Annotated in this window: 13 protein-coding genes; 5 read left to right on the top strand and 8 right to left on the bottom strand. The window is 43.0% G+C overall.

What is annotated here, in order from left to right:
• The 5 genes from AC4II3_RS04185 to AC4II3_RS04165 all read right to left on the bottom strand — a co-directional run.
• A partial coding sequence (locus tag AC4II3_RS04185) for a DUF1688 family protein (protein ID WP_488009472.1) occupies positions 1-889 on the bottom strand: 889 nt, incomplete at its 3' end.
• Between the two features lie 297 nt (positions 890-1,186).
• Positions 1,187-1,378, bottom strand: a complete 192-nt coding sequence (locus AC4II3_RS04180; RefSeq protein WP_488009474.1) for a hypothetical protein — start codon at positions 1,376-1,378, stop codon at positions 1,187-1,189.
• A complete protein-coding gene (locus AC4II3_RS04175; protein WP_488009476.1) occupies positions 1,359-3,092 on the bottom strand; it encodes an LA_3751/LA_3752 family putative glycosyltransferase in 1,734 nt (577 codons plus the stop codon). Before AC4II3_RS04175 ends, AC4II3_RS04180 begins: the two co-directional genes overlap by 20 nt.
• Before the next feature lie 379 nt (positions 3,093-3,471).
• A complete protein-coding gene (locus tag AC4II3_RS04170) occupies positions 3,472-5,007 on the bottom strand; it encodes a group II intron reverse transcriptase/maturase (RefSeq protein WP_488009478.1) in 1,536 nt (511 codons plus the stop codon).
• 679 nt (positions 5,008-5,686) lie between these two features.
• Entirely contained in the window at positions 5,687-6,955 is a 1,269-nt protein-coding gene (locus AC4II3_RS04165) for a GTP cyclohydrolase II (protein ID WP_488009480.1), read from the bottom strand.
• 297 nt (positions 6,956-7,252) lie between these two features.
• Here AC4II3_RS04165 and AC4II3_RS04160 point away from each other — a divergent pair, with 297 nt between their 5' ends.
• Positions 7,253-8,731 (top strand): PQQ-dependent sugar dehydrogenase, encoded by a 1,479-nt coding sequence (locus AC4II3_RS04160; protein ID WP_488009482.1) that lies wholly within the window; start codon positions 7,253-7,255, stop codon positions 8,729-8,731.
• Positions 8,732-8,913: 182 nt separating this feature from the next.
• Here AC4II3_RS04160 and AC4II3_RS04155 read toward each other — a convergent pair whose 3' ends face one another.
• Positions 8,914-10,920 carry an aldose epimerase family protein gene (locus AC4II3_RS04155; RefSeq protein ID WP_490722776.1) on the bottom strand — a complete coding sequence of 669 codons (2,007 nt, stop codon included), beginning with the start codon at positions 10,918-10,920 and terminating at the stop codon, positions 8,914-8,916.
• Positions 10,921-11,824: 904 nt separating this feature from the next.
• Here AC4II3_RS04155 and AC4II3_RS04150 point away from each other — a divergent pair.
• Together AC4II3_RS04150 and AC4II3_RS04145 are read left to right on the top strand one after the other, a co-directional pair.
• Positions 11,825-13,654, top strand: coding sequence for a carotenoid oxygenase family protein (locus AC4II3_RS04150; RefSeq protein ID WP_488009486.1), 1,830 nt, complete (start codon positions 11,825-11,827; stop codon positions 13,652-13,654).
• 459 nt (positions 13,655-14,113) lie between these two features.
• Positions 14,114-15,610 (top strand): TldD/PmbA family protein, encoded by a 1,497-nt coding sequence (locus AC4II3_RS04145; RefSeq protein WP_488009488.1) that lies wholly within the window; start codon positions 14,114-14,116, stop codon positions 15,608-15,610.
• 464 nt (positions 15,611-16,074) lie between these two features.
• Here AC4II3_RS04145 and AC4II3_RS04140 read toward each other — a convergent pair whose 3' ends face one another.
• Positions 16,075-17,715 carry an SWIM zinc finger family protein gene (locus tag AC4II3_RS04140; RefSeq protein WP_488009490.1) on the bottom strand — a complete coding sequence of 547 codons (1,641 nt, stop codon included), beginning with the start codon at positions 17,713-17,715 and terminating at the stop codon, positions 16,075-16,077.
• A gap of 39 nt (positions 17,716-17,754) precedes the next feature.
• Between AC4II3_RS04140 and AC4II3_RS04135 the strand changes: the two genes are divergently transcribed.
• Together AC4II3_RS04135 and AC4II3_RS04130 are read left to right on the top strand one after the other, a co-directional pair.
• A complete protein-coding gene (locus AC4II3_RS04135) occupies positions 17,755-17,907 on the top strand; it encodes a hypothetical protein (RefSeq protein ID WP_490722774.1) in 153 nt (50 codons plus the stop codon).
• 55 nt (positions 17,908-17,962) lie between these two features.
• Positions 17,963-18,100: a hypothetical protein gene (locus AC4II3_RS04130; RefSeq protein WP_488016644.1), complete on the top strand. Its 138-nt coding sequence runs from the start codon at positions 17,963-17,965 to the stop codon at positions 18,098-18,100.
• Between the two features lie 7 nt (positions 18,101-18,107).
• On the opposite strand, the gene AC4II3_RS04125 is transcribed toward AC4II3_RS04130, so the two are convergent.
• Positions 18,108-21,281, bottom strand: a complete 3,174-nt coding sequence (locus AC4II3_RS04125; protein ID WP_488016646.1) for a WGR domain-containing protein — start codon at positions 21,279-21,281, stop codon at positions 18,108-18,110.
• Between the last annotated feature and the right edge of the window lie 101 nt (positions 21,282-21,382).

Below are 21,382 nucleotides of genomic sequence, written 5' to 3'. Positions count from 1 at the left end.
GTAGGTTAGCAGGTTGTAGGTTAGCAGGTTGTAGGTTAGCAGGTTGTAGGTTAGCAGGTTGTAGGTTAGCTGGTTGCTCCTGGGGAGGTTGTGAATCTGTAAGTGGCTTTACCCAGCTTTGGTTGTCTTCCCAACTTTCAAGGTTTAAGTTGCTATCGTGTAATCCCTTGGTAACCTGCAACTTATCTAGCAATTGGTAATTTACCAAGTCATTTAGCAAGTAATTTACTAAGTTGCCAGGACGAGGATTGACTTTGCCAAACATCTGTGGTATTTCTACAAGTGCTTTACCTAAGCGCTGTAGTAAGGCTAGCCTACCCTCTATGCCTATTAGTGGATTGGCTTGACTGACCTGGAATCCCTGGGCTAAGTGATGGGCACTCAAGGATTGAAGTCCTTTGGCATCGACTTGCCAAGGTAGGTCTGGGTCGCTGGAGAAAGCTCCCTGACAGAACATGCGGAAACTAGCAACGGCTAATCCTTCGGAACGGCGAAACACTAGTCCGGTTTCTGGTTCATGATACTGCCAATTGCTGCCAGCCCCAGCATCGAGCAGGACGCTAATGATGACTAAGTCGAATTTGGTTTGGGCTTTTTGGAGTGGAGTGAATCCTGCCAATTTCTGGTCTAGTTCCTGAAGACGAGGGACATTTTCGACCTCAAAATGCCGCCAGCGACTATGAAATGGAATCTGGAAATCGGGGTAGTGCTGGTGCATAACCTCGATGACATAGTTAGCTACTTGGTCTAGCTTGGTTAAATTGCAGCGAAAGTACTGCAACTGGTCAGCAGTAGCTAAGGTGAAAATGCGATCGCATCTCTCCCGAATTGCCAATGGGGTTTTTAAGTAAGCGATTAACTGCTGTTGTGCATTATCCAGAGGTGACATAGGCAACTCGGAATTAGGGAATAGGCAATTCGGGGGTGACTAAGGATTCAGGAGTATTGAGTAATGACATCCTCCCGCCGCTAAATCTTTAATTATAGCGGGGGTACCTTAGGACTCACGACTTAGGTTTCTGTTTCTTAGCACTAGCCTTTAGAGATTTACTCTCTTGAGGTCTTACAGTCCCGACCCAGACTGACACGGCAAGCCCTGCCGCCAAAATATTAATTTATCCATTATAGCGCTACGCGCAAGTCAGAAGTCAGAAGTCAGAAGTCAGAAGTCAGCTAGGACTAGATTTCAGAGTTTAGGAATGTCAAACACCTTAATGCGTAGTGGTATAACATGAGTGCCGAGAGTAGTGTTCTTAGCTTGAGGTAATTGGTAGTCTTTACCAATCCAGACTGGTTCGAGGAGAGTCTTAGTCGGTTGCTTTCTCTTTTGTCCGCAAATCATCCCAGCAATGAGGATTTTAATTATTAATTTTCTCACTACTTAATAGCGAGACTCTGTAAAAAATAACTCCTCCATCTGAGCGCCAATCAAGTTCTTTAAACTTATTTAAATAATCAAAAACAACCTTGTTGGTGTTATTTCCTATAGGAAGTATCCATCCCTCATTTGTAACATTTTTAGCGTAATTGCAGATATCTTGAGAAGAGTAGCAAAGCAATAGAAATTGCGATTGTTTTTGAGCGATTAGCCCCTCAATTAATTTCTGTAAATCTTCAGGATTATTAGTGAGAAAAAAAGTTTTTTTCCAAAAAACTGCTTGCAGTTCTTGAGCAATAAATTGGTGAGATACAGCAACAACTGAGTTTTGCTCTTTTCGTAAGAACGTAAGGGCTGGAAATACTCTTTGACGATAATCTTGCAGTAAACGGCTCGTACCTATATAGGTATTGGTATAAATTCCAAGACTAAAAAAAACTGCAAATATCCCCAGTCCAACCAGTCGCCAACTAAACCTATTGCTTCTGAATACAGACTTGAGGATAACTATCGCCAATAAAGAAATCAATGGGATGAGAATCAATATAAATCTAGGTCCCCATTGTTTACCTCCACTACTTGGTAACAAGATTGGAGTGCCATAAATGAACAAGATGCAGATGATAAATAAAATTTTTATCCTTGGTTGCAATTTTAGTTTTATGTCAACCAAAGACAGCAGTAGATATAGAAAAGGAAAGAAAATGATTGGGAAGTAATAAAGTAAATCAGAATTCATCTGCTGAAAATATTTGAATGCTTCTTCCCCTCTACTTCGTAAAGAAATTTCTTCTACTACCTGAAGACCATGAGTCCCTAAGGGATGATGGTAAATCATTGCATTCAAACCAAAAAATCCAGCAACGCTCAGTAGCATGCTGCCAATAATATGCTTCTTATTTTCTAAGGTAAAATTAACTTTTGATATAGCGTATGCTATTACACCAATAAAACCAATGAAGCGGATTGATTCGGCTTTCATCCAGATAGATAGTGCAATAATAATTGCACTAAATAAGAAGGCAAAGTCAAATATAAAGCTTACTCTTGGCGAAACAAAAGATAGTAGTAATACAATTCCAACCAGACAGAGAAACTCTGGTCTAAACCAAACAGATAAACCTAACAGTATTCCCCCTAAAATAGCTTTTTTTGGAGATAAATTTGATTGGCTTGGCACTAAGATAGTGACCAAACCCTCAAAAGCTAGGAAAATTGCTAGGGTATGCTCCCAGTACATAGCACCATACAGAGATAGTGGCGAAGCAAATATCAGAGTAGCTAGGGCTAAAGAAGTAGCAGTAGCTCCCAATTTGAGGCGTTGACAAGTCAAGGAAAAACTGAACCACAATGCCCACAAGGAAGCCAGCGGAAGGATGTAGAGTCCCCTGAAACCAAAGAGTGCATAAAATGGTGCGCTTACTAGGGGAAAAGTGAAAGGATATTGGCTAAAGTACTGCTGGGATATTTTGTAAGCAAAGGGTGGTTCAAAAGGATAAAGTCCTTCATTCCAAAGTTGCTGTACCCAAGCCTGTGCGGATAAATGTAAGTCAAAGCGAAAATCACCAGATGCAAACTGCTTTGCCTGTAAAGCTTTTAGTCCAGCATCGCCACTAAAAAAAACTTCATCAGGGATTTGCCATTGTAGGTAAAGCGAGAACAAGATACCAGCTAAAATCACGATCAATGGCAGCTTATAGAGCTTAATTTTCATTTTCTATCTGATTCAGGGTAATCGCAGCTATTTTGTAGAAATTGTACTTGACAAAACAGACGTTGGCGCAGAGGTTGGCTTTGGCTCAATTCAGACTAGACAATCTCTCCAGAATCAAGGAAATTGGATAGAGATTAAATTAGTCTGTTCACATGCTCAAAGGCCCTGATGTCTATTGGCTTTGGTGCTCCCACCCCATCCCCCCTTTCAACTCATGGGTGCAGCAGTAACCCACCCAGCTAGATATTAAGCTGATCAATTTCAGGTGTTGGGTAAAAACGGTAACGGTAAGCTTTTTCACTGCTAGAGTCGATGCGAGTGATTGGACTCGGCACCTCTCCTTCAGAACCGGACGTGAGACTTTCGCCTCATCCGGCTCCTAGATATCCTCTCCTTTCGGAGTGCTCCAGTGTAATTGCTGGTGGCAGCTCTGGTGAACTGCTAGTAAGTTCTTTTTTGACCAATTGTCGTGGTTTCCATCAACATGATGGAGGTGTACAGATTCGTCTTCTAGGAACTTCAGCCCGCAATATCCGCAGGAATGGTTTTGCCGTTTCAATGCATCAGATGTAGCATCGGAGTAGAGGAGGGAGTTCCTTTTGCTCCAGTACGCTAAGTCTCCATCATATGGGGACTTAGTCCCTTTTACGTTCACGTGTTGATTTTGCTTGTACCCTACTTTTGGGAATGCTTTCTTACATAGTTCGATGGCTTCATGTCTGTTTATCTTCTTTTCCTTTCGGAATTTGAAGCTTGCAGCTTTGTCCATGAACCATAGTGAGTTCTTCCCGCTGCTCATATCACAGCTTGAGTGGTAGTTGCGCCATCCGCGAACGATAGGGGCTAGTTTCATAGCTTTTACTTTGGCTCCATAGCCCGAGTTGTTGACTATGTTTTTGACCTTCTTACGAAATGCCTCGTAGTTTTCCGCTGAGGGAACACTTGAGAACTTTCCGTCTTTTCTAACCCGGATGTTCCAGCCTAGGAAGTCAAATCCATCTGTCGCTTTAGTTAGCTTGGTCTTTTCTTCACTGATTTCCATTCCTCTTTCAGCCAGGAATTCCTTGACTTTACCGAGGATAACGTTTGCGTCGTCCTGGGGCTTGAGAATGAACACCATATCGTCGGCATACCGAAGACTTGTGTGAATATCCTCTATACCATTTAATGCCACGTTTGCCAATAGGGGACTTACCACTCCCCCCTGAGGGGTACCTTGGTCGGGAAATTCGACTGAGGTTCCAGCTTTTAGACATCTGAATATTCCTTGCCTGATGGCGTAAGGTGCTATCAAATTATCCATTATGCTGTTGTGGCTTATACGGTCAAAGCATTTTTTGATGTCTAGTTCTATGATTCTTTTGTGCTTGTTGGCTTCCCTATTTCCTTTGGAGGGTTTCCTTAGGTGTTGGAATAGTCTTTTTTGCACGTCCTGGGCGCATCGTCCCGTTCTGAATCCGTAGCTATTTCCGTTGAACGTTGCCTCGTGGGCGGGTTCAAGTGCGAATTTTACTAGACATTGCCATGCTCTGTCTGCGATAGTTGGTATCTTCAGCATCCTAGTCTTACCGTTCTTTTTCAAGATGGGGACTTCACGTAGTCCGCTATGGTGCCAGTCGCATCCGTAGTGGTTCAATGCTTCAACCAGTTCTATGCGTTCTCTGTAATCTAGGGAGGACTTTCCGTCGATTCCAGCCGTCTTTTTACCCTTATTTAGTTGTGTGACTTGGCGTACCGCCAGTAACTGTGCTGCACGTGATTTCAGAATCAGTTTCTGTAGTGACCTAGCTTTCTTAAGGTCTCCAGCTCGAACTGCTTTGAACACTCGCTTTTGTAGGCGGAAGAGATTCCGTCGGAGTACTTTCCAATTTTCCTTCTTCCAAGATTCACTATGGTTATCCATGTGTCTAATCATGCTCTCCTAGAGTTTGTGTTTTCTGAATACCCGTGGGCAGTTATAAGCCCACATCCTACCCGATAGTAGGGATTAAGAGTGACATCTCTTACCGTAGGTTCGACCGGCCTACAGACCTAATTGCTATCGTTTTTGCTCGTTCCATCCGGCTGATTGTTGTGATGATTTAGGGCAATCCAATTCGCCTATCTTCCTCCCAGGAGATTGCATTTGTTAGCAAACAGACAATGCGGGAGTTGAAGATGCTGGACTAATGTTCAGACGCTTTTTCAGGATTTTCACGTTAAGTTACCCATGTCATCTTGCCATTACCGCCAGTGTGGGTTTACCAGTCCAGATTCCCTCTGATTGCGGCCTGATGCCAGCTTCACTCTATAAGGGTGTCGCCTTATTCGGTGTGGCCAGGTTGGCTGTCACATGTCTCCTCATGGGGTGGGTTTTCACCACCATCCGTGCCGGATAGTTAGGAGGTGCGAGGAGTTGTCTCCTCTCTCCCCTGAGCCATACCCCCCTGTTCTCCAGGGGCTCCTGCTCAGAACTGAGTCGCACCATGCTCACATTTTAAATTATTGCGTTCGCGTAGATTGACCGTAGGTCACGCTACGCGAACGCAATTCCTCTCCCGCTAACCCTACGGGTATAACGGGAGAGGAATTGCTCAAGAAGATGAGTACAATGACTAATCGGCTAAACCGCGCCCTTGAATTTGATCTAATGCGATCGCATCTTGTTCAGTTGTATTGTCAGTGTAATAACCAGCAGCTTTTTTGGCAGCGATTTCTACCTGGGCATCAGCGGGAATCAAGTGTTCTGGAATGGGAATGCGCTGAATAATCTCAATACCGGATTCAACGATAGCGTTATATTTCATATCGCTCATGGAGACAAAACGGTCAATTCGTTTTATTCCCAGCCAATGGAGCACATCAGGCATTAGTTCTTGGAAGCGGATATCTTGAACCCCAGCCACACACTCTGTACGGTTGAAGTAGGCATTAGCGCTATCACCTCCTTGCTGACGTTTCCGCGCATTATACACTAGAAACTTAGTTACTTCACCTAAAGCGCGACCTTCTTTACGGAAATAAACAATGACACCTGCACCTCCACCTTGGGCTGTCTGGACACAGACTTCTAGACCATGAACTAGATAGGGACGACAGGTGCAGATGTCGGAACCGAAAACATCGGAACCATTACATTCATCATGAACTCGTACAGCGAGCAGTCGATTGGGTTCAGTAATGGCTGCCACATCACCAATTAAATAGACAGTGATGCCACCAATGGGCGGTAAGAATACCTTTAAATCGGGGCGAGTGATCAGTTCCGGGAACATGCCACCGGTTTGTTGGAATAGAGCACGGCGCAGGTAACTTTCCTGAATGTCCAATCGTTGGGCAATTCCCGGTAAATACCAAACCGGGTCAATGGCTACTTTAGTGACTACTAAACTACTATCGTTTTTAATAATTTTGCCATCAATTGCTAAACGCTTTTTCTCTACAGCATCCTGTAGTTCTGGCATATTGATATGAGCTTTGGTGATGGCAATTGTGGGTCTAATGTCGTATCCTTGCTGATATAAATCGCTATAAACTTCACCTACCATCGCCCCAAAAGGGTCAATAGAAACAATCAGATTAGGGTCAGTCCAACTCGGATGAGGACCAATAGGAACGATGGGAGCAGTGTTGGTGAGATCCGGGCGGTGATTAGGCTGGAGTGTGCCACTGGCTACGGCTAAAGCTCGATACACTGAATAGGAGCCTGAGTGAGTACCAATAACATTGCGATGAGCTGAGTTAACTAAGGTACCGACAATAGGTCCTCGTTTGAGGGGGTCACTTTCTCCCCAGTTAATTGCTGGAGAATTGCATCTAGAAGAGCTCGGATGGGAGGTTAAAACAATATGCTTGGGTTTGGTTATAGTTTTTGAATCTTCCATTAGGGTTACTCTGTAGAATGCACCGATGAGTGTCTAGGTCTTAGATGCTAAGACTTAGTTAATAGAGATAACTTACTATAATAACAATTTATAACAGAAATATCAGATTTATCTTGCTCTTGTGGGAAAGAATTGCGGAACCAGTGCCTTGAGCTGTAACATGCAAAAAACCATATTACGCCACTATGACTCCAAGCTCAATCCCTCACAAGGTAGTTATAGCAAGGAGTTTCGTATTTTGGTATTTCTCAGATTTTTAGGGTCCGCGCCCTTAACTTAGCAGCATCCATATTATGTATGAAGAAATTTCGCCTTCTCTGTTTTATCTTGTCGCTCTTCTTGGTCATCTTTGCTGTTGCCAGGATTTCTTCTGCTCAGATAACCGATCCCATTCCCGAGCCAATTAAAAAGTCAGAACTCTCTGTGGGATTGGAAGAAGTTGTTCAAATTACCAACAGTGGAACTGGAAGAAATAAAGCTGCTCGCTTGAACCTGCTTACCCATGCAGGAGATGGGACCCGACGATTATTTGTTAACGATATGCGTGGCAAGTTGTATGTCATTGTTGACGGCACTGCTACTGTTTATATGAATCTGAAAAAACTAATTTGTGCAGACTTTACCTATGAAACTCCTCAACAGGGCTTCGCTTATTTTGCTTTTCATCCAGAATTTGCTGACAATGGAATTTTTTATACTGTAACTAGCGAAGTTAAAACTGGCGGTACTCCTGACTTCCCCGTTACCAAACCAATTATTGATAGTAACAAGAACATTATCGAAAGTGCCCACCACGATGTAATTCGCGAGTGGAAGGCAACAAACCCTTCTAGCAATACTTTTGTCGGAACATCCCGTGAGATTTTGCGCATTGAAGAGCCTTACCCAGATCATAATGTTGGACAATTGGGCTTTAATCCCAATGCTAAACCAGGGGATGATGATTATGGCTTGCTCTACATTGCAGTAGCTGATGGCGGTAGTGATGGCTACCCTGTTAGCGATACCGATCCCTTGGATAATGGACAGAATCTAGGAACACCCCTGGGCAAAATTCTCAGAATAGATCCCTTTGGCAATAATAGTGTTAATGGTCAATATGGTATTCCTCGTGATAATCCTTTTGTTACAGATGAAGAACCTAAAACCTTGGGTGAAATCTGGGCTTATGGACTGCGTAATCCCCATCGTTTTAGCTGGGATACTGGTGGCGAAGGCAAAATGTTGATTGCTGATACTGGTCAGGCTTTTATTGAAGAAGTTAATCTTGGTATTAAAGGAGCTAACTATGGTTGGGGCGAGCGGGAAGGTACTTGGGTTATAGAGGAAAATAATGAAAATGTTTTGTTTGCATTACCCAAAAACGATCGCTCCTATGGCTATACTTATCCGGTTGCCCAATATGACCATGACATCCCCCCCGACATAAAAGGTTTCTATGGAATTGCGATCGCTGGTGGTTATGTTTATCGGGGCAAAGCAATTCCTGAATTAATCGGTCAATACATTTTTGCTGACTTCGCTCATGATGCCAGATTTTTCCACGTTCCTGTGGATGAACTTGTCGATGGCAAACAGGCAAAAATAAAAGAACTCAGACTCTTTGACGGAGAGCAAGACGCTTCTGTTCTCGAAATCATTGGTAAAAAACGCTCTGATGTGCGATTCGGGGTGGACGAAGAAGGAGAAATCTATGTGACATCAAAACAAGATGGTAAAGTTAGGAAACTCGTTCGTTCAGCCAAATCCCCTATTGACCAGAATAGTTTGGAATAATGATGGTTATGGAATTCACTTTATTGTAGGTTAGGTTGAAGGATAAAACCGAACAGAAGCCAGAGAGCGATAGGTTTTGGTATCGCTCTACCCATCCTACAAATTCAGTATTATTAATCTGAATTATGAATTATATACTCCTACTAATTATCTGATTAATGCAGTAGAATTAGTAGGACTTTCTAGCGCATACCTTTAATCTTTAAACGGATACGATAAAGACTGTTTCTAGCTGTAATATAGAGGGTTTGGTAGTCGCTGTCGCCCCATGCTAAATTAGCAGGCGCTTCTGGTGTTTCAATAATGCCAAGTAGATGCCCTTGTGGTGAGAAAATCCAAACTCCTCCTGGTCCAGTGCTGTAAACATTTCCTTGGATGTCTACCTTCATACCATCTGCTGCCCCCTCTTTACTAGGAGGTTTCAGTTGGGCAAAAAGTTTTCCATTCTCTAACATCCCGTCTGGCTTGACATCAAAAACCCTAATATGACCTCTTTCTGAATCATTCACATATAATTTAGTTTCATCTGGGGAAAAAACAATACCATTAGGGCGCACAAAGTCATCAACTAGCAGAGTTAGTGTCCCATCTGGTGCTAGGCGATAAACACCATAAAACCCTAATTCTTCTTGTTCGGATTTGATGCCATAGGGAGGATCAGTAAAATAGATGCTACCATCTGATTTGACTGCTAGATCGTTGGGACTATTCAGCCGCTTGCCTTGGTAGTGACTAGCTAGAGTTACGATTTTTCCATCTTTCTGTGTTAGGGATAGACGACGATTACTATGTTCGGCAGTAACTAAACGCCCTGAGCGGTCTAAGGTATTACCATTAGCATTGCCAGAAGGTTGACGAAAAATCTCGGTTTTTTGCTCTGGTTGCCATTTATAAATGGTATTAGCTGGAATATCACTAAATAGCAGAAAGCCGTCGGGATGCCAAACAGGTCCTTCAGTAAATTTAAAACCTCCTGCTACCTTTTCAACTTGAGTATTGGGAGCAATAACTTCTCCTAGATTATTTTGTTTGGTGTAAAATTTATAAACCATTAGGTGTCGGTAAGTTTCACCTGGATGCAAGATAACCGAAGGAAAGTTAGGCTGATTGACTGAGTCAGGAAAATGTTGTGTCTCTAGGCACAAACCTTGATGATTTGTATAAACAACATCTCCTTTACCCACGGTTTTAAGCTTAGGAAGATTTCCCGAAAAAAACTGTATTCCTGGCTGATTAGTGTAAAGCTCCATCACCCGACCAGATTTGGGTTCATATACAGTAGCTGCCAGTTTTATTTTTTCTGATTCTCCATTCAAGACATAATTGAGGTCGTAGCCTCCTGGATAGTTTGGCTTTAGGGTATTTCTAAGCTGATTAATTCCATCTCCAATCAACTGAGGCTGAGTAAAGTCGTAGGGTGTATCTTTAACTGATTTAATCTCTCCTGTAGGGATTCGCTGTTCGTTGTTAGGCGTATATCTATCGGCATTGATCGTTAAATATTGTCCTAGAATATTCCCAGAACCATGACCAGCCAAGTTCCAATATGTATGATTCACCAAGTTGACAGGAGTAGGTTTGTTAGTGGTAGCAGTCATTTCCAGCTTTAACTCATTATCGTTAGTCAGAGTGTAAATAGCTGTAACTGTCAAATCACCTGGATATCCTTCTTCTCCATCAGGACTCAGATAAGTTAGTTTTAGTGCCTGTCCTTGGCTACTGTTAATTGGTTCAGCTTTCCAAACCACTTTGTCAAAACCTTTGTTACCACCATGTATGTGATGGGAACCGGCATTAGCAGCTAGATCATACTTTTGACCATTGAGAGTGAACTGAGCATCTTTAATCCGATTAGCGACGCGACCAACAATTGCACCATAATATAGGTAGTGCTTAGCGGTCAAATAACCTTCTAGACTATCAAATCCCAGCACGACATCGTCTAGCTTACCGCTGTTGTCAGGCAAGTGTAATTCAGTAAGACTAGCACCATAGTTGGTTATCTTAGCTACTAAACCATTGGTATTGGTTAAAGTATAGAGATAAACGTTTTGACCATCTTTAGTCTGGCCAAATTCAAGCTTCGTTACACTGTTGTTTTCTTTGGTCTGGTAGTTATTTTGTTTGGGGTAAGATTGATCAGGGTTAAATCTCTTGTATAAATCTGATTTTACTAAAAGTACACTCATTCCCATTGCGGTAAATAATGTAATTAGTTTTGTTAACATTGAGCTAGTAAGCATAGTTGATTTTTTAGGAATTAATTGTCATCTATTATAACTATTTTTGTAAGTATTCAGCTATCAGCTATCAGCTATCAGCTATCAGCTATCAGGCACGAGAACTGCACGGGGTCGGATTAGTAAAACCAGCAGGGATTTTCAACCAGCCGTACCAGCACCCCCTAGCTTATTTACTAAGCAGGTACAAAAAATTGATTACACATTTTACAAAACTCAAAGCCTTACAATGTAAGGGTTACAGAGATGGCGAGTAGGTAATTAATTCTGCGATCGGTGCTTACCTCCCATTGATTAGCTGACGGCTGACGGCTGACGGCTGAATACTTACCTATTTTTTTAAAAGTAATATAATAGAGAGAAAAGTTTGTAATAATTTAGCTATCAGTTATCAGCTTAAGCGCTACGCGCACGCTACGCGAACAGCTATCAGCTTAAGCGCTACGCGCACGCTACGCGAACAGTTATCAGTTATCAGTTATCAGCTATCAGCTATCAGTTATCAGTTATCAGCTTATAGGCTATGGGCAAGCTGTCTCGATGCAATAGCGAGCAGGGAAAACCTTCAATACCGCTTAGGTGCGACCCGTGGAAACCTCCAATACCGGGCTGTCTCCCCAAAACTAGGCTGCATCGCTTCTGAGTAAGACTTCTAGAATTTAGATGGGTTTGCCCTGGAATTATAGTTGAGGACATAGTCTTTTAGTTTAAAGAGAACTTCGGATCGACCGTAGGTCACGCTACGCGATCGTAAAATTTTATATCACAGAAGAGAAATATGTCTTAACATTTACTTCGACTGGTAGAATATAGCAAGATATATGCGTATTGGTTATAGACCAAAAAAGTAACCATGATAGCAACACCTTCAACTGACTTACCCAATAACCTCCGCGAACAAAATACAGCATCCCTCGACCTAGAGATGAATGTAATTGAAGGAGAAATTCCTGCTGATTGTGAGGGACATGCTTTTTGGTTAGTTCCAACACCTCAAAATGGAGCTACTCCTTGGTTTAATGGCTATGGACAGTTATATCGTTTAGATTTTCAAAGCGGAAGCATCCATCTCAAAACCGAACAATTTCGCACGCCTTCTGTCATCTGCGATCAAAAAATAAATGAACAGCCCTGGTGGACATACTTAACAAATTTGCGAAAATTGCTGTTTGGGAGATTATTTAGATTTCGTAATCTGGGAGGTTTGGCTCGTCTAAGCCCCAGATTAGGCTTACAAAACCAATGTAATACAGCGCTTCAAGCTTTCCAAGATCCTGAGAATAACTCTTGGCGTATGTTTGCCACCATTGATTCAGGTCGTCCTTTCGAGTTTGACTTAACCACCCTAAAACCAGTTACACCTGTAGGCGATCGCTCCGAATGGATTCCTTTAGAAATAAATGGCATACCAAGTCTTGGGGATATTCAAATCCCCTGGATTTTTCCTATGCATATGAGTGCAGCCCATAGCGCTTACGATCAGAAGACGGGAGAAATATTTATTATTAATTGCATCTTTGATATTCCAATCAGTGTGGGAGCAATTGATCCAGATACTTATATACATATTTGGAATGGTCAAGGTAAGTTCCAGACAACCCAAATAATTGATGAGCGCACCAATAAGCCAGTTGAAATTAAGCAATCTACGCACCAGATAGCGATTACCAAAAACTACGTGGTAATTATTGACACGGCTTTTCGCATAGAATCTTTAAGAATGTTAATTCCTGAAGTAAAAGCTAAAGCTCAATCAGCTTACAATCAAGTCTGGTTAGTGCCGCGAGCACAACTTCAGGGCGGAAAAGCTATTGCGAAACACATCACAATCCCTCGCGAATGTGTTCATTTTTATGCTGATTATGAAGATAATGATGGAGAAAATTTGACCTTGCATCTGGTGTTAGCTTCTGGTCATGATGTTAGCGAGTGGCTACAGAAATCGGATAAAAGATGGCCAACTTTATTTGAGTTTGTTCCATCTGCTTTTTATGGCTATCCTCCTGGTGTATATGATCAGCAGGGTTTTGGTAAATGTGTTGTTAATGCGAAGACAGGGGAACTAAAGAGTGAACAACCTTGCTTATTCGAAGAATTTTGGGGAGTTGCACTCCCTACATATCAAGGAATTCAAGGTACTTCGCCCCCACAATTTCAGAATATTTGGGTAAACTACCCTGGGTATATTAGTGAAATTACCCCTCGCAGATTGGTTGAATTATACGCTAATCATCCTTTCCGTAAAGTACCAGTAAACGATTTACCTAATTGGAAACCATCGGGTATTTTGCGATGGTCTCCAGTGGATATGGAAGTGAAAGATTCATGGGCTATTGAACGAGGGTATGTCGTTAATACCCCTATTTATGTTCCTAAGCAAGGGCAAACTGACGAACTTGAAGGGTATATCGTGGCGACGGTAACTACTCCTAGTGGGTCTGAATTTTGGATTTGGCAAGCAGGAAATCTGGCGGCAGGACCAATTACCAAATTGGGTCACGAGGAGGTTAAATTTGCTTTGTCTCTCCATTCAGCTTGGGTTCCTTCCATCGCCCCACGGGATGCCAAGTATAAAGTGGATCTCCGCCAGGATATGGATATCAACAAGCCTGAGTATTTCTTACCTGACTGGATTAAGGAAATTTTTGAAAAGGATATTTATCCCGAATTTGAAGATCACTGACATGCTCCCCTAGTAAATCGAATACTATACCGGGGGCTTCCAATGGATAAAAATAAACCTTGTGTGCCCTGCCTTGGAGCAGGGCTTTTTCATTTAGGAAAATAGGGTGATGGGGAGAATTAGTCGATCAGCTAACTAGATGTAGAAGTACTGAAGCTATTTCAGATTAGCCGATAGTTTAGATATCAATAATCAAGGAAAACTCAGGTATTTGACCCAGGGCTGCGAGTAAATGATTGAGTCTGGACAACTAGAAAGACGCTGATTTATTATTGGTTCTTATTACTTGTTATTGCTTTTAGGATTAGGCTGAATGGTTACAACCAGTGGGCTTGATTGTACTGACCTTTATTAAAATGAGGAGAGGGCTAGGTTATGCCTAATCTAAGTTCAGTGGAATTATAGCAAATTTAATCCATATTAAGCATTGTTCTTAAAAATTATTTACATACTTTACATATGATAAAAGCGTTAGCACCAATTACGACTACAGACTTGGCGAGAGACTTGGCGACACTAGGGATTGATTTAATTCGTAAAGCTGGGTGTGAGTATGGAGATATCCGTATTTGTACTTACCGTAATCAGAACTTAACTGCACAGGATCGCTCCCTTAGCCAACTCTGTGATAATGTTAGTTCTGGTTTTGGGGTAAGAGTTTTACTAAAGGGCGCTTGGGGCTTTGCGGCTAGTCCCTATAAAACTCCAGAAGAAGTGGAACGAATGGTGGCTTTAGCTGTAGAAATTGCTAAAGGTAGCCGCCTTTCTCAGCAAACACAGGTAAGATTAGCCCCAGTAGAAGCCTATCGCGATAGCTATATTACTCCAATCGAAATTGACCCGTTTACTATACCAATTACTGAGAAAGCAGATTTACTATTGCGTATCAATAATCAATTGCTTAGCTATAGCGATCGCGGAATTAAGAAGGCTTACTCTTTCCTGCGTTTTACTCGTGAAGATAAGATTTTTGCCTCTACTGTTGATTCCTTAATTGAACAGACTATATACCGTAGCTATCCAGGTCTGGGTTGTACAGCAGTTGCTAATGGGGATGCTCAAAGCCGTAGCTATGAACGTCCACCTTTAAATATCGGTTACGAGCATATTCAACCTCCAGACCTTTTGAATCAGGTAGAACGGGTAGCAGAAGAAGCGATAGAGAAGGTTCATGCTCCCAAAGGACCTTCTGGTATTCGCAGCACGCTGATTCTGAAGCCTAGTAATCTCCACCTAACAATTCATGAATCGGTGGGACACCCTACGGAACTGGATCGGGTGTACGGCTATGAGTCGAATTTTGCTGGTACTAGCTTTGCCACTACTGATAAATTGGGCAAGCTGCAATATGCTGCTCCTTGGGTGAATTTTAAATGCGATCGCACTCAATGCGGGGGACGTAGTACTTTAGGTTATGACGATGAGGGGGTACCATCACAAGATTGGTATGTTGTCAAGGATGGCATTTTAGTAGACTACCTCACTGACCGGGAAACCGCTTATCGACTAGGTAATGCCAGTAGTAACGGTTGCGCTTACGCCGATAGTTGGTCAAGTGTACCGATGGTGCGGATTCCTAATTTAGGGTTAGAACCGGGAGCAGAGGGAGGAAGTCACTCTGCCACACTCGCAGAAATGATTGCTGAGACTGAGGAAGGGATTTTAATTGATGGTAGAGGTAGTTTCTCCATTGACCAGCAGCGACGTAATTTTCAGTTTGGTGGAGATGCTTTCTGGAAGGTGGAGAAAGGTAAAGTAGTGGGCATGCTGAAGGATGTCACCTATCATTCTATGAGTACTGATTTCTGGAATAGTGTTGATGCCATTGGAGTGGCTTCGGAACAAGAGCAGTTTGGTACCCATATGTGTGGTAAAGGGCAACCGATACAAATTGCTCAAATGACCCATGCTTGTGTGCCGGTGCGGGTGCGCAATATTCAGATTGGGGGATCCTAAATCGTTAATTGTTAATAGTTTTTTTATGGTTAGTTGGGTAGCTCGATTAATTAGTGTTAGGTAAAAGAGAAGGTAATTCTACCATCAATTCTTCAACTCACTATCCAAGATGGAGGAAAAGTATCGGCATTGCTCAATCAAGCAATGCCCTTATTATTTATTATTTCAAATATGAAAAAATTACCTTTTCTGGTTAACCATTCCCAGATTAAGCAACGCCAAAAAATCACGCCCACTCCGTTGGTTACCCCTTCGTAAACTCCCTCGGACTAGACTGCTCAACTCAAGCGGGCTCGGGTGCTATCGCTAATTAGTTTTAAGAAAACGAAACCGTAATAGCGATAGCACCCGATAGCCCGCACAGTCACGAGCAGGCTAGTGATGCGTGGTTGAACTTATCGCAGGGACGGCGATCCACCGCCCAGATTGCAAGGCTGTTTACCAACTGATGGAATGGACGTGATTTATTGAGACTGACGAGCGTGCTGCATCCGCAACGCCAGTATGTGTTCACAAGGACCTTTGTACAGCTTATTTTGCTGATACCAATTACAGGTACACTCTGCCGCTATTATACGTTCATCAGGATCAATTGTCAAAGCGGGATTATAGGTTTTGCTTTTATCTCTGACATTTCCCTGTAGCTGCAGTGTACCTTGAGTGTCTTGTACTGAGGTTACTTCTACGGCATTGTTACTTAAGAAGCGGGTTGCTGTTTCTTCTCGCTGATTGGCAAACCGTAACCGTTCCATGGGTAAGGGCTCTCGGGAGAGTTCCCGGACTCGATATACTTGCTTGTTTAAGTCGTAAATGGCTCGTCCGGCTTGGGTGTAAGCTCCTAAGGCACCTAGGACAGCAGTAGGACTTAAGTCTAAGCGCTGGGCGAGACTGTGGGGACTTTCTACCCAGTTTTCTCTGAGTGCGTCAAAAATGAGTTGTTGAGTCCACTGGTCTACATCTGCACGGGGTGCCATTAAGTCAAAGTTCCCAGCTTGAGACCAATCGTTAGCTGTCCATCCTGATAAGCCGAGGGTAAAGGACATATCCCCTAGGTCAGCTACATAAAAGGATGGCATGCCGGTTCCGAGTAGGTGAATGGTAAATTTGTTGGCAATGGGAATAAGACGTTCTAGGATGTGGAGGCGGCGGCGTCCCCAAACTCGGATGACCTGTTCTGATGAACCTTGATAGGGCGATCGCGAACAGACTACTTCGATGTTCCAAGGCTCAAATACTATTCGCACGGGTTCTCCTGGTTTGAGATGGTAACGCATTCCCCGTGGGCCAGTTTTTTCTTTGTGGCGACGCAACACAAAACAGATATTGTGAATATCCATGGGCTGCAAGTCAAAGGTGGTGGCGGGTAAGGCCATGGCGGAACTGACTTGTAGAAATCCTCTTACCCAACTGTCTGGTAGGTCAATTTTGACTTCTTTAAATGCTGCTTCATGGGTGGTTTTTACTTCAAAACCGGAGGGGTCAATTTCAAATTGGGTTGTCTTGTAACTGCGGATTTTTTGAAATTCGTTGTACAGGGCGGCGGAGTAGTCTATGTTTGTTGTACCGCAGGCGAATTCGTTGATAGTTTTAAATACTTCGTAGCTGGCTCCTAGTCGGCCATAACTGGATTCATCTTGGCTAAAACATTCAAAGAAGACTTCATCGGGATGAACGGTAATTACTGGATCGAGGACAAACCAGGCATCACGGTCTTTCTCATAGAGGTAATTGTAGTACTGCTGTCTGGCTTTATAAAAGGTGGATAATCGTTGATATCGGTTCTGATTTAATTGAGTTAGTTCTGCTTGTAAGGGTTGAATTTTATTGGCGAGGTCTTGGCGTTGTGCGGCTATGATTTGCCAGTCTTGTTGGTCTTGGTTAGCACGCCATTGTTTATACTCGGTTCTGTCTTTGGGTTTGAAGCGTAAATCGGAAACTACTACGTCATGTAGGGCGCTGATGGCTTCTCGAAAGGCTACATTTTTCCCTAATTCACCAATGAAGTAGGTGGGAGGACGCTTGGTGTCTGGGGAGAAGGACATTTGGGTGCTGCTGCCGCGATCGCTAACTGCTGTATTATTTTTATAGGCGTAGTTAAATTCCATGGTTTTTAGGGTATTGAAGTGTTTTTTTAATTGTTAATAATGGAATCGGGAATCGGGAATCGGGAATCGGGAATCGGGAATCGGAACCCACCCCTAACCCCTCCCAGGAGGGGAACGGGAATTGGGAATTGGGAATCGGGAATCGGGAATCGGGAATCGGGAATCGGGAATCGGGAATCGAAAAAATTATGAAATAGATAATTGAAATAGATAATAATAATTTTTGGTGTTATGCTAAATCAGTATTTTGTTTCATCAGCTATCAGGATATCTTTTCAAATGTTATAGGGTTTCTCCTACTATCGGTAATCCCGACTCCCTACTCCCGACTCCCTACTCCCGACTCCCTACTCCCTACTCCCTATTCCCGACAATACACAACTGATAAATCCCTACACTCCTCTTACTTCGGAGACTGGTTTAACGTGAATGGGAAGAGAAATAGTAGGATGGTTTTGGTGAATTTGAAGCATAATCTGAATTGAACGGGCTTTATCACCAATAGCCATTGTGATGGATTGTCGTGTTAATATTTCTGCTACTATTTTAGCAGCTGCTTGGCTTTTTTGGGCTTCAGCTTCTAGAAAGGCGAAGACGCGCTGTTTAGCAATTCGTCCGCGATTAACACGAGACAAAATACTGATAAAGTAAGGGATTAAGTCTTGCAAACGGTCGGTATTATCTACGGCATACTGTTCTAGATAGTTAGTGGCAAATAGCTGCATGTCTTGACTGGGATGTTCACTAAATTTGAGGAGATAATCTTGACCATAACTCTGCTGAAAGGTACGTAGGACTAAATCCCGCCCAAATTGACGAACATCATCCCGAGTACTGTCACAAATACTGACCATGACTTCAGGTGTCCATTCTTGTTCGGTAATTTGTTGGCTAAAGAGTTTGGTAGCAAATTCTCGGGAATCCTGCCATTTTGCTTCTAGTAATCGCACTGCGGCTAACATGTCTTGAGAATTGCTACGGATACGGTTGAGCCTTTGCTCAATCATTGTCCAAGCGGCTTTACGGACCGATAGGATTTCATGATTGGCTAATTTAACAATGTCAGTAATTTCTAATTCTAATCCCCAAGTGGTATAGTTAGCTTGGAGTACTAATCCTACTAATTCTTGAGCGGCTGATGATTTGGCTTGGAGAAGTCCCATCGCGTTGTCTTTGGTAATCCTAGTCATCCAGCTGGGTATGTCTTCTCGTAGCAGTTGGACTAAATCTTGGTGAACACCTTGATCTCTTTCTGGTAGCTGCAATAGGCTAATGATTTCTGTAGCTAGCTGAGTTACAAATTCTGGATATAATTGTCCTAAGCGCTGAATTACTGGACGAATACCTTGACGCAAGTGTGCTTGTTGATTGGTTGCGATCGCTAATACTAAGTCGTAGTCTTGTAGCAACCGTTGATCGGGAAGTTGACCGAAAATCTGAACCCCAATCCCTTGCACTGACTGATGGGGAGCGTTGAGGAGTGATTCAATTAATTTGGGTGGTAAGTCAGCGGCAGGAGTTTCGTGATTGAATAGGATTCTTGCTCCCAATTCCTGGATTTCTGGCATGGGGTGTTGGAGGAGATCTAGTACTACTCCCATACCCAATGTCCTGAGTTGGGGGGTAAAACCTAGAAGCAGGGTTTGAGCAGTGTCTTTGGCGATATCGGTTTGAGTTGGTTCTAGTGCGAGTACTGCTACAATGATTCGCCCGATTAATACTTTAGCTGTTGCTTCACTTACTATTGATTGAGTCAGTAACTGACGGGCAAAGGTACGGGTATCGGAGTGTTGACTGATGACTAACGGGATGATCAGGTGGCTGGCGGTAATCAAGTGAGTTGGTATTGCTTGTATCCACTGATGGGCTTGAGTACGAGCTGGTGGAAATTGGCAGTTAGCTAAGGCAAGTAATAAGTCTAGGTTAGGATTCTCTGGATTATCGGAATTATATTTTTGTGTTGCTAGTTCAAAGCCGAGTTGAGCGGTTACTGGGTAGGGTTTGTTAACTAGTCTGATTACAGTATCTGTATCGATTTGATTACAGAATGACTGACATACCTTCAAGGCTTTGGCGGCAAACTGATGAACTTGATGACACTGGCTTTGTAATAATAACTGTAGTAGTGCCTCTGGATGTTGCTCCCAAAGTTCAGGAAAGGCTTCTTCTCGCACATCTGGTTCTGGATCACCGGGTTTGTAGTTGTCTCGACAACGCCATGCCTGGCTGTTGGGCATTAATAGGTAACGGGGACTATTGGTATAGAGAATATGGTTAAAGGTTAAGTAACCAGCATAGCTGTCCCAGTTGCGAGTGTAGCTGGTGCGAGTCCAGTTGGAGTAGTTCCAGCGATATAAAGTTGATGTTCTGGCAGATACCGCATCAGAATCAGAATATTGGAGTAGTATCTCTAGGGCTAGATTGATGTAATTGCAATCGCATTCTTCACCCAATTTCCTGAGAGTCCGCCATACCCGCCGCCGTAGATAGTCACGAGTAACGTTGCTGTAAGCCCGTTTAGCATCAGGACTACCGAGGTAATTGGAACGGGGAATATATTTGCGGCTATTTCTGTCCCAGTAATACTTATGCCAATAAGACTGATGAAACATTGGTGGCTCGGTGTCTAGGCGGTAGGCGATAATGCCAAATACTTCCGCATCTTGTCGATATTCGGCAATCTTGAATATGTGGCGAATGGCTTTGAAGTAGTTGGGGCGTAGGGAAGCAGTGCGTAATATATTTAGTAGTGCTGGACGCACTTGAGCATTATTAATTTGATATAGGGTATCGAGGACACTAAAACGAGTATAGTCGTTACTGTCTAGATAGGTAAGTAGGGCATTAGAGAAGTCAGCAGGATTATCGGTTTCGATATGGGATTGCAATTCGGCAGGCAATTGCTCTATCTGTTGAGAGCGCAACCGTTCTTGAGTTGATGGATCACAGAGTTTCATCCAAGCTTCCCAAGCAATCCCCTTGACAAAGTCTGGAGTTGAAGGGGTTTCATACAAGCGTTGGAGCTGAGGAATTACATGCTGATCACCACACCATCCCAAAGCCCAAGCAATGCAGTAGTCTTTTAAGGGTTGATCAGTGCCAATTAGGGGGATAATTAAGGGCGTAGCTTCACGAATTTTCAATTCTCCAGCCCGCCAGATCGCTCGGGTTTGGGACCATTTACTAGAGCCTTTACTAGTATCTGGATTTGCAATCGCGTTGAGAATGGCTTGATGGCGTGGGTCGTTGGTAACTAGGTTACTAGTAGTTAAGTTACTAGTAATTAAGTCATTAACCTCTTGTTCAGTCTCACTACTTGATGCTTCAGTTACATCTTGATAGCCTTTCTTGAGTTTTGAGCCCACTAACTGATCAAAGACTTGTTGTGCTTTAGCCAAAGCTACGGGCTGAGCAGTTTTTGAACTTTCTTTCAAGGTCTTGCCACGGCGTCCATAGCGGAAGTTAACGATATACTGGTCGTTACCGAGATCACACAGATCGACTTCGTAGATTTTATCTGAGTTACCAGCTTGATAATGGAGCGTAGTGCGTTTGATCAGTTTCATAGGACATCAGGGAAAACCCAGTTAGAAGTAGAAACGCCTGTCATTACCACGATATTAAAAAAATTATCTAGTCGCTCTCGTTCCCCAATCCTAAAGCTATC

It is taken from the genome of Moorena sp., from assembly GCF_982860115.1.
Note: the sequence above shows the minus strand (reverse complement) of the source record. Positions and strands in the feature narration are given on the sequence as shown.

Excerpts from the sequence above, each read along its gene's own strand:
- AC4II3_RS04175 (WP_488009476.1), bottom strand. The coding sequence starts at position 3,092 with ATGAAAATTAAGCTCTATAAGCTGCCATTGATCGTGATTTTAGCTGGT.
- AC4II3_RS04170 (WP_488009478.1), bottom strand. The coding sequence starts at position 5,007 with ATGATTAGACACATGGATAACCATAGTGAATCTTGGAAGAAGGAAAAT.
- AC4II3_RS04165 (WP_488009480.1), bottom strand. The coding sequence starts at position 6,955 with ATGGAAGATTCAAAAACTATAACCAAACCCAAGCATATTGTTTTAACC.
- AC4II3_RS04160 (WP_488009482.1), top strand. The coding sequence starts at position 7,253 with ATGAAGAAATTTCGCCTTCTCTGTTTTATCTTGTCGCTCTTCTTGGTC.
- AC4II3_RS04155 (WP_490722776.1), bottom strand. The coding sequence starts at position 10,920 with ATGAGTGTACTTTTAGTAAAATCAGATTTATACAAGAGATTTAACCCT.
- AC4II3_RS04150 (WP_488009486.1), top strand. The coding sequence starts at position 11,825 with ATGATAGCAACACCTTCAACTGACTTACCCAATAACCTCCGCGAACAA.
- AC4II3_RS04145 (WP_488009488.1), top strand. The coding sequence starts at position 14,114 with ATGATAAAAGCGTTAGCACCAATTACGACTACAGACTTGGCGAGAGAC.
- AC4II3_RS04140 (WP_488009490.1), bottom strand. The coding sequence starts at position 17,715 with ATGGAATTTAACTACGCCTATAAAAATAATACAGCAGTTAGCGATCGC.
- AC4II3_RS04135 (WP_490722774.1), top strand. The coding sequence starts at position 17,755 with ATGGAATCGGGAATCGGGAATCGGGAATCGGGAATCGGGAATCGGAAC.
- AC4II3_RS04125 (WP_488016646.1), bottom strand. The coding sequence starts at position 21,281 with ATGAAACTGATCAAACGCACTACGCTCCATTATCAAGCTGGTAACTCA.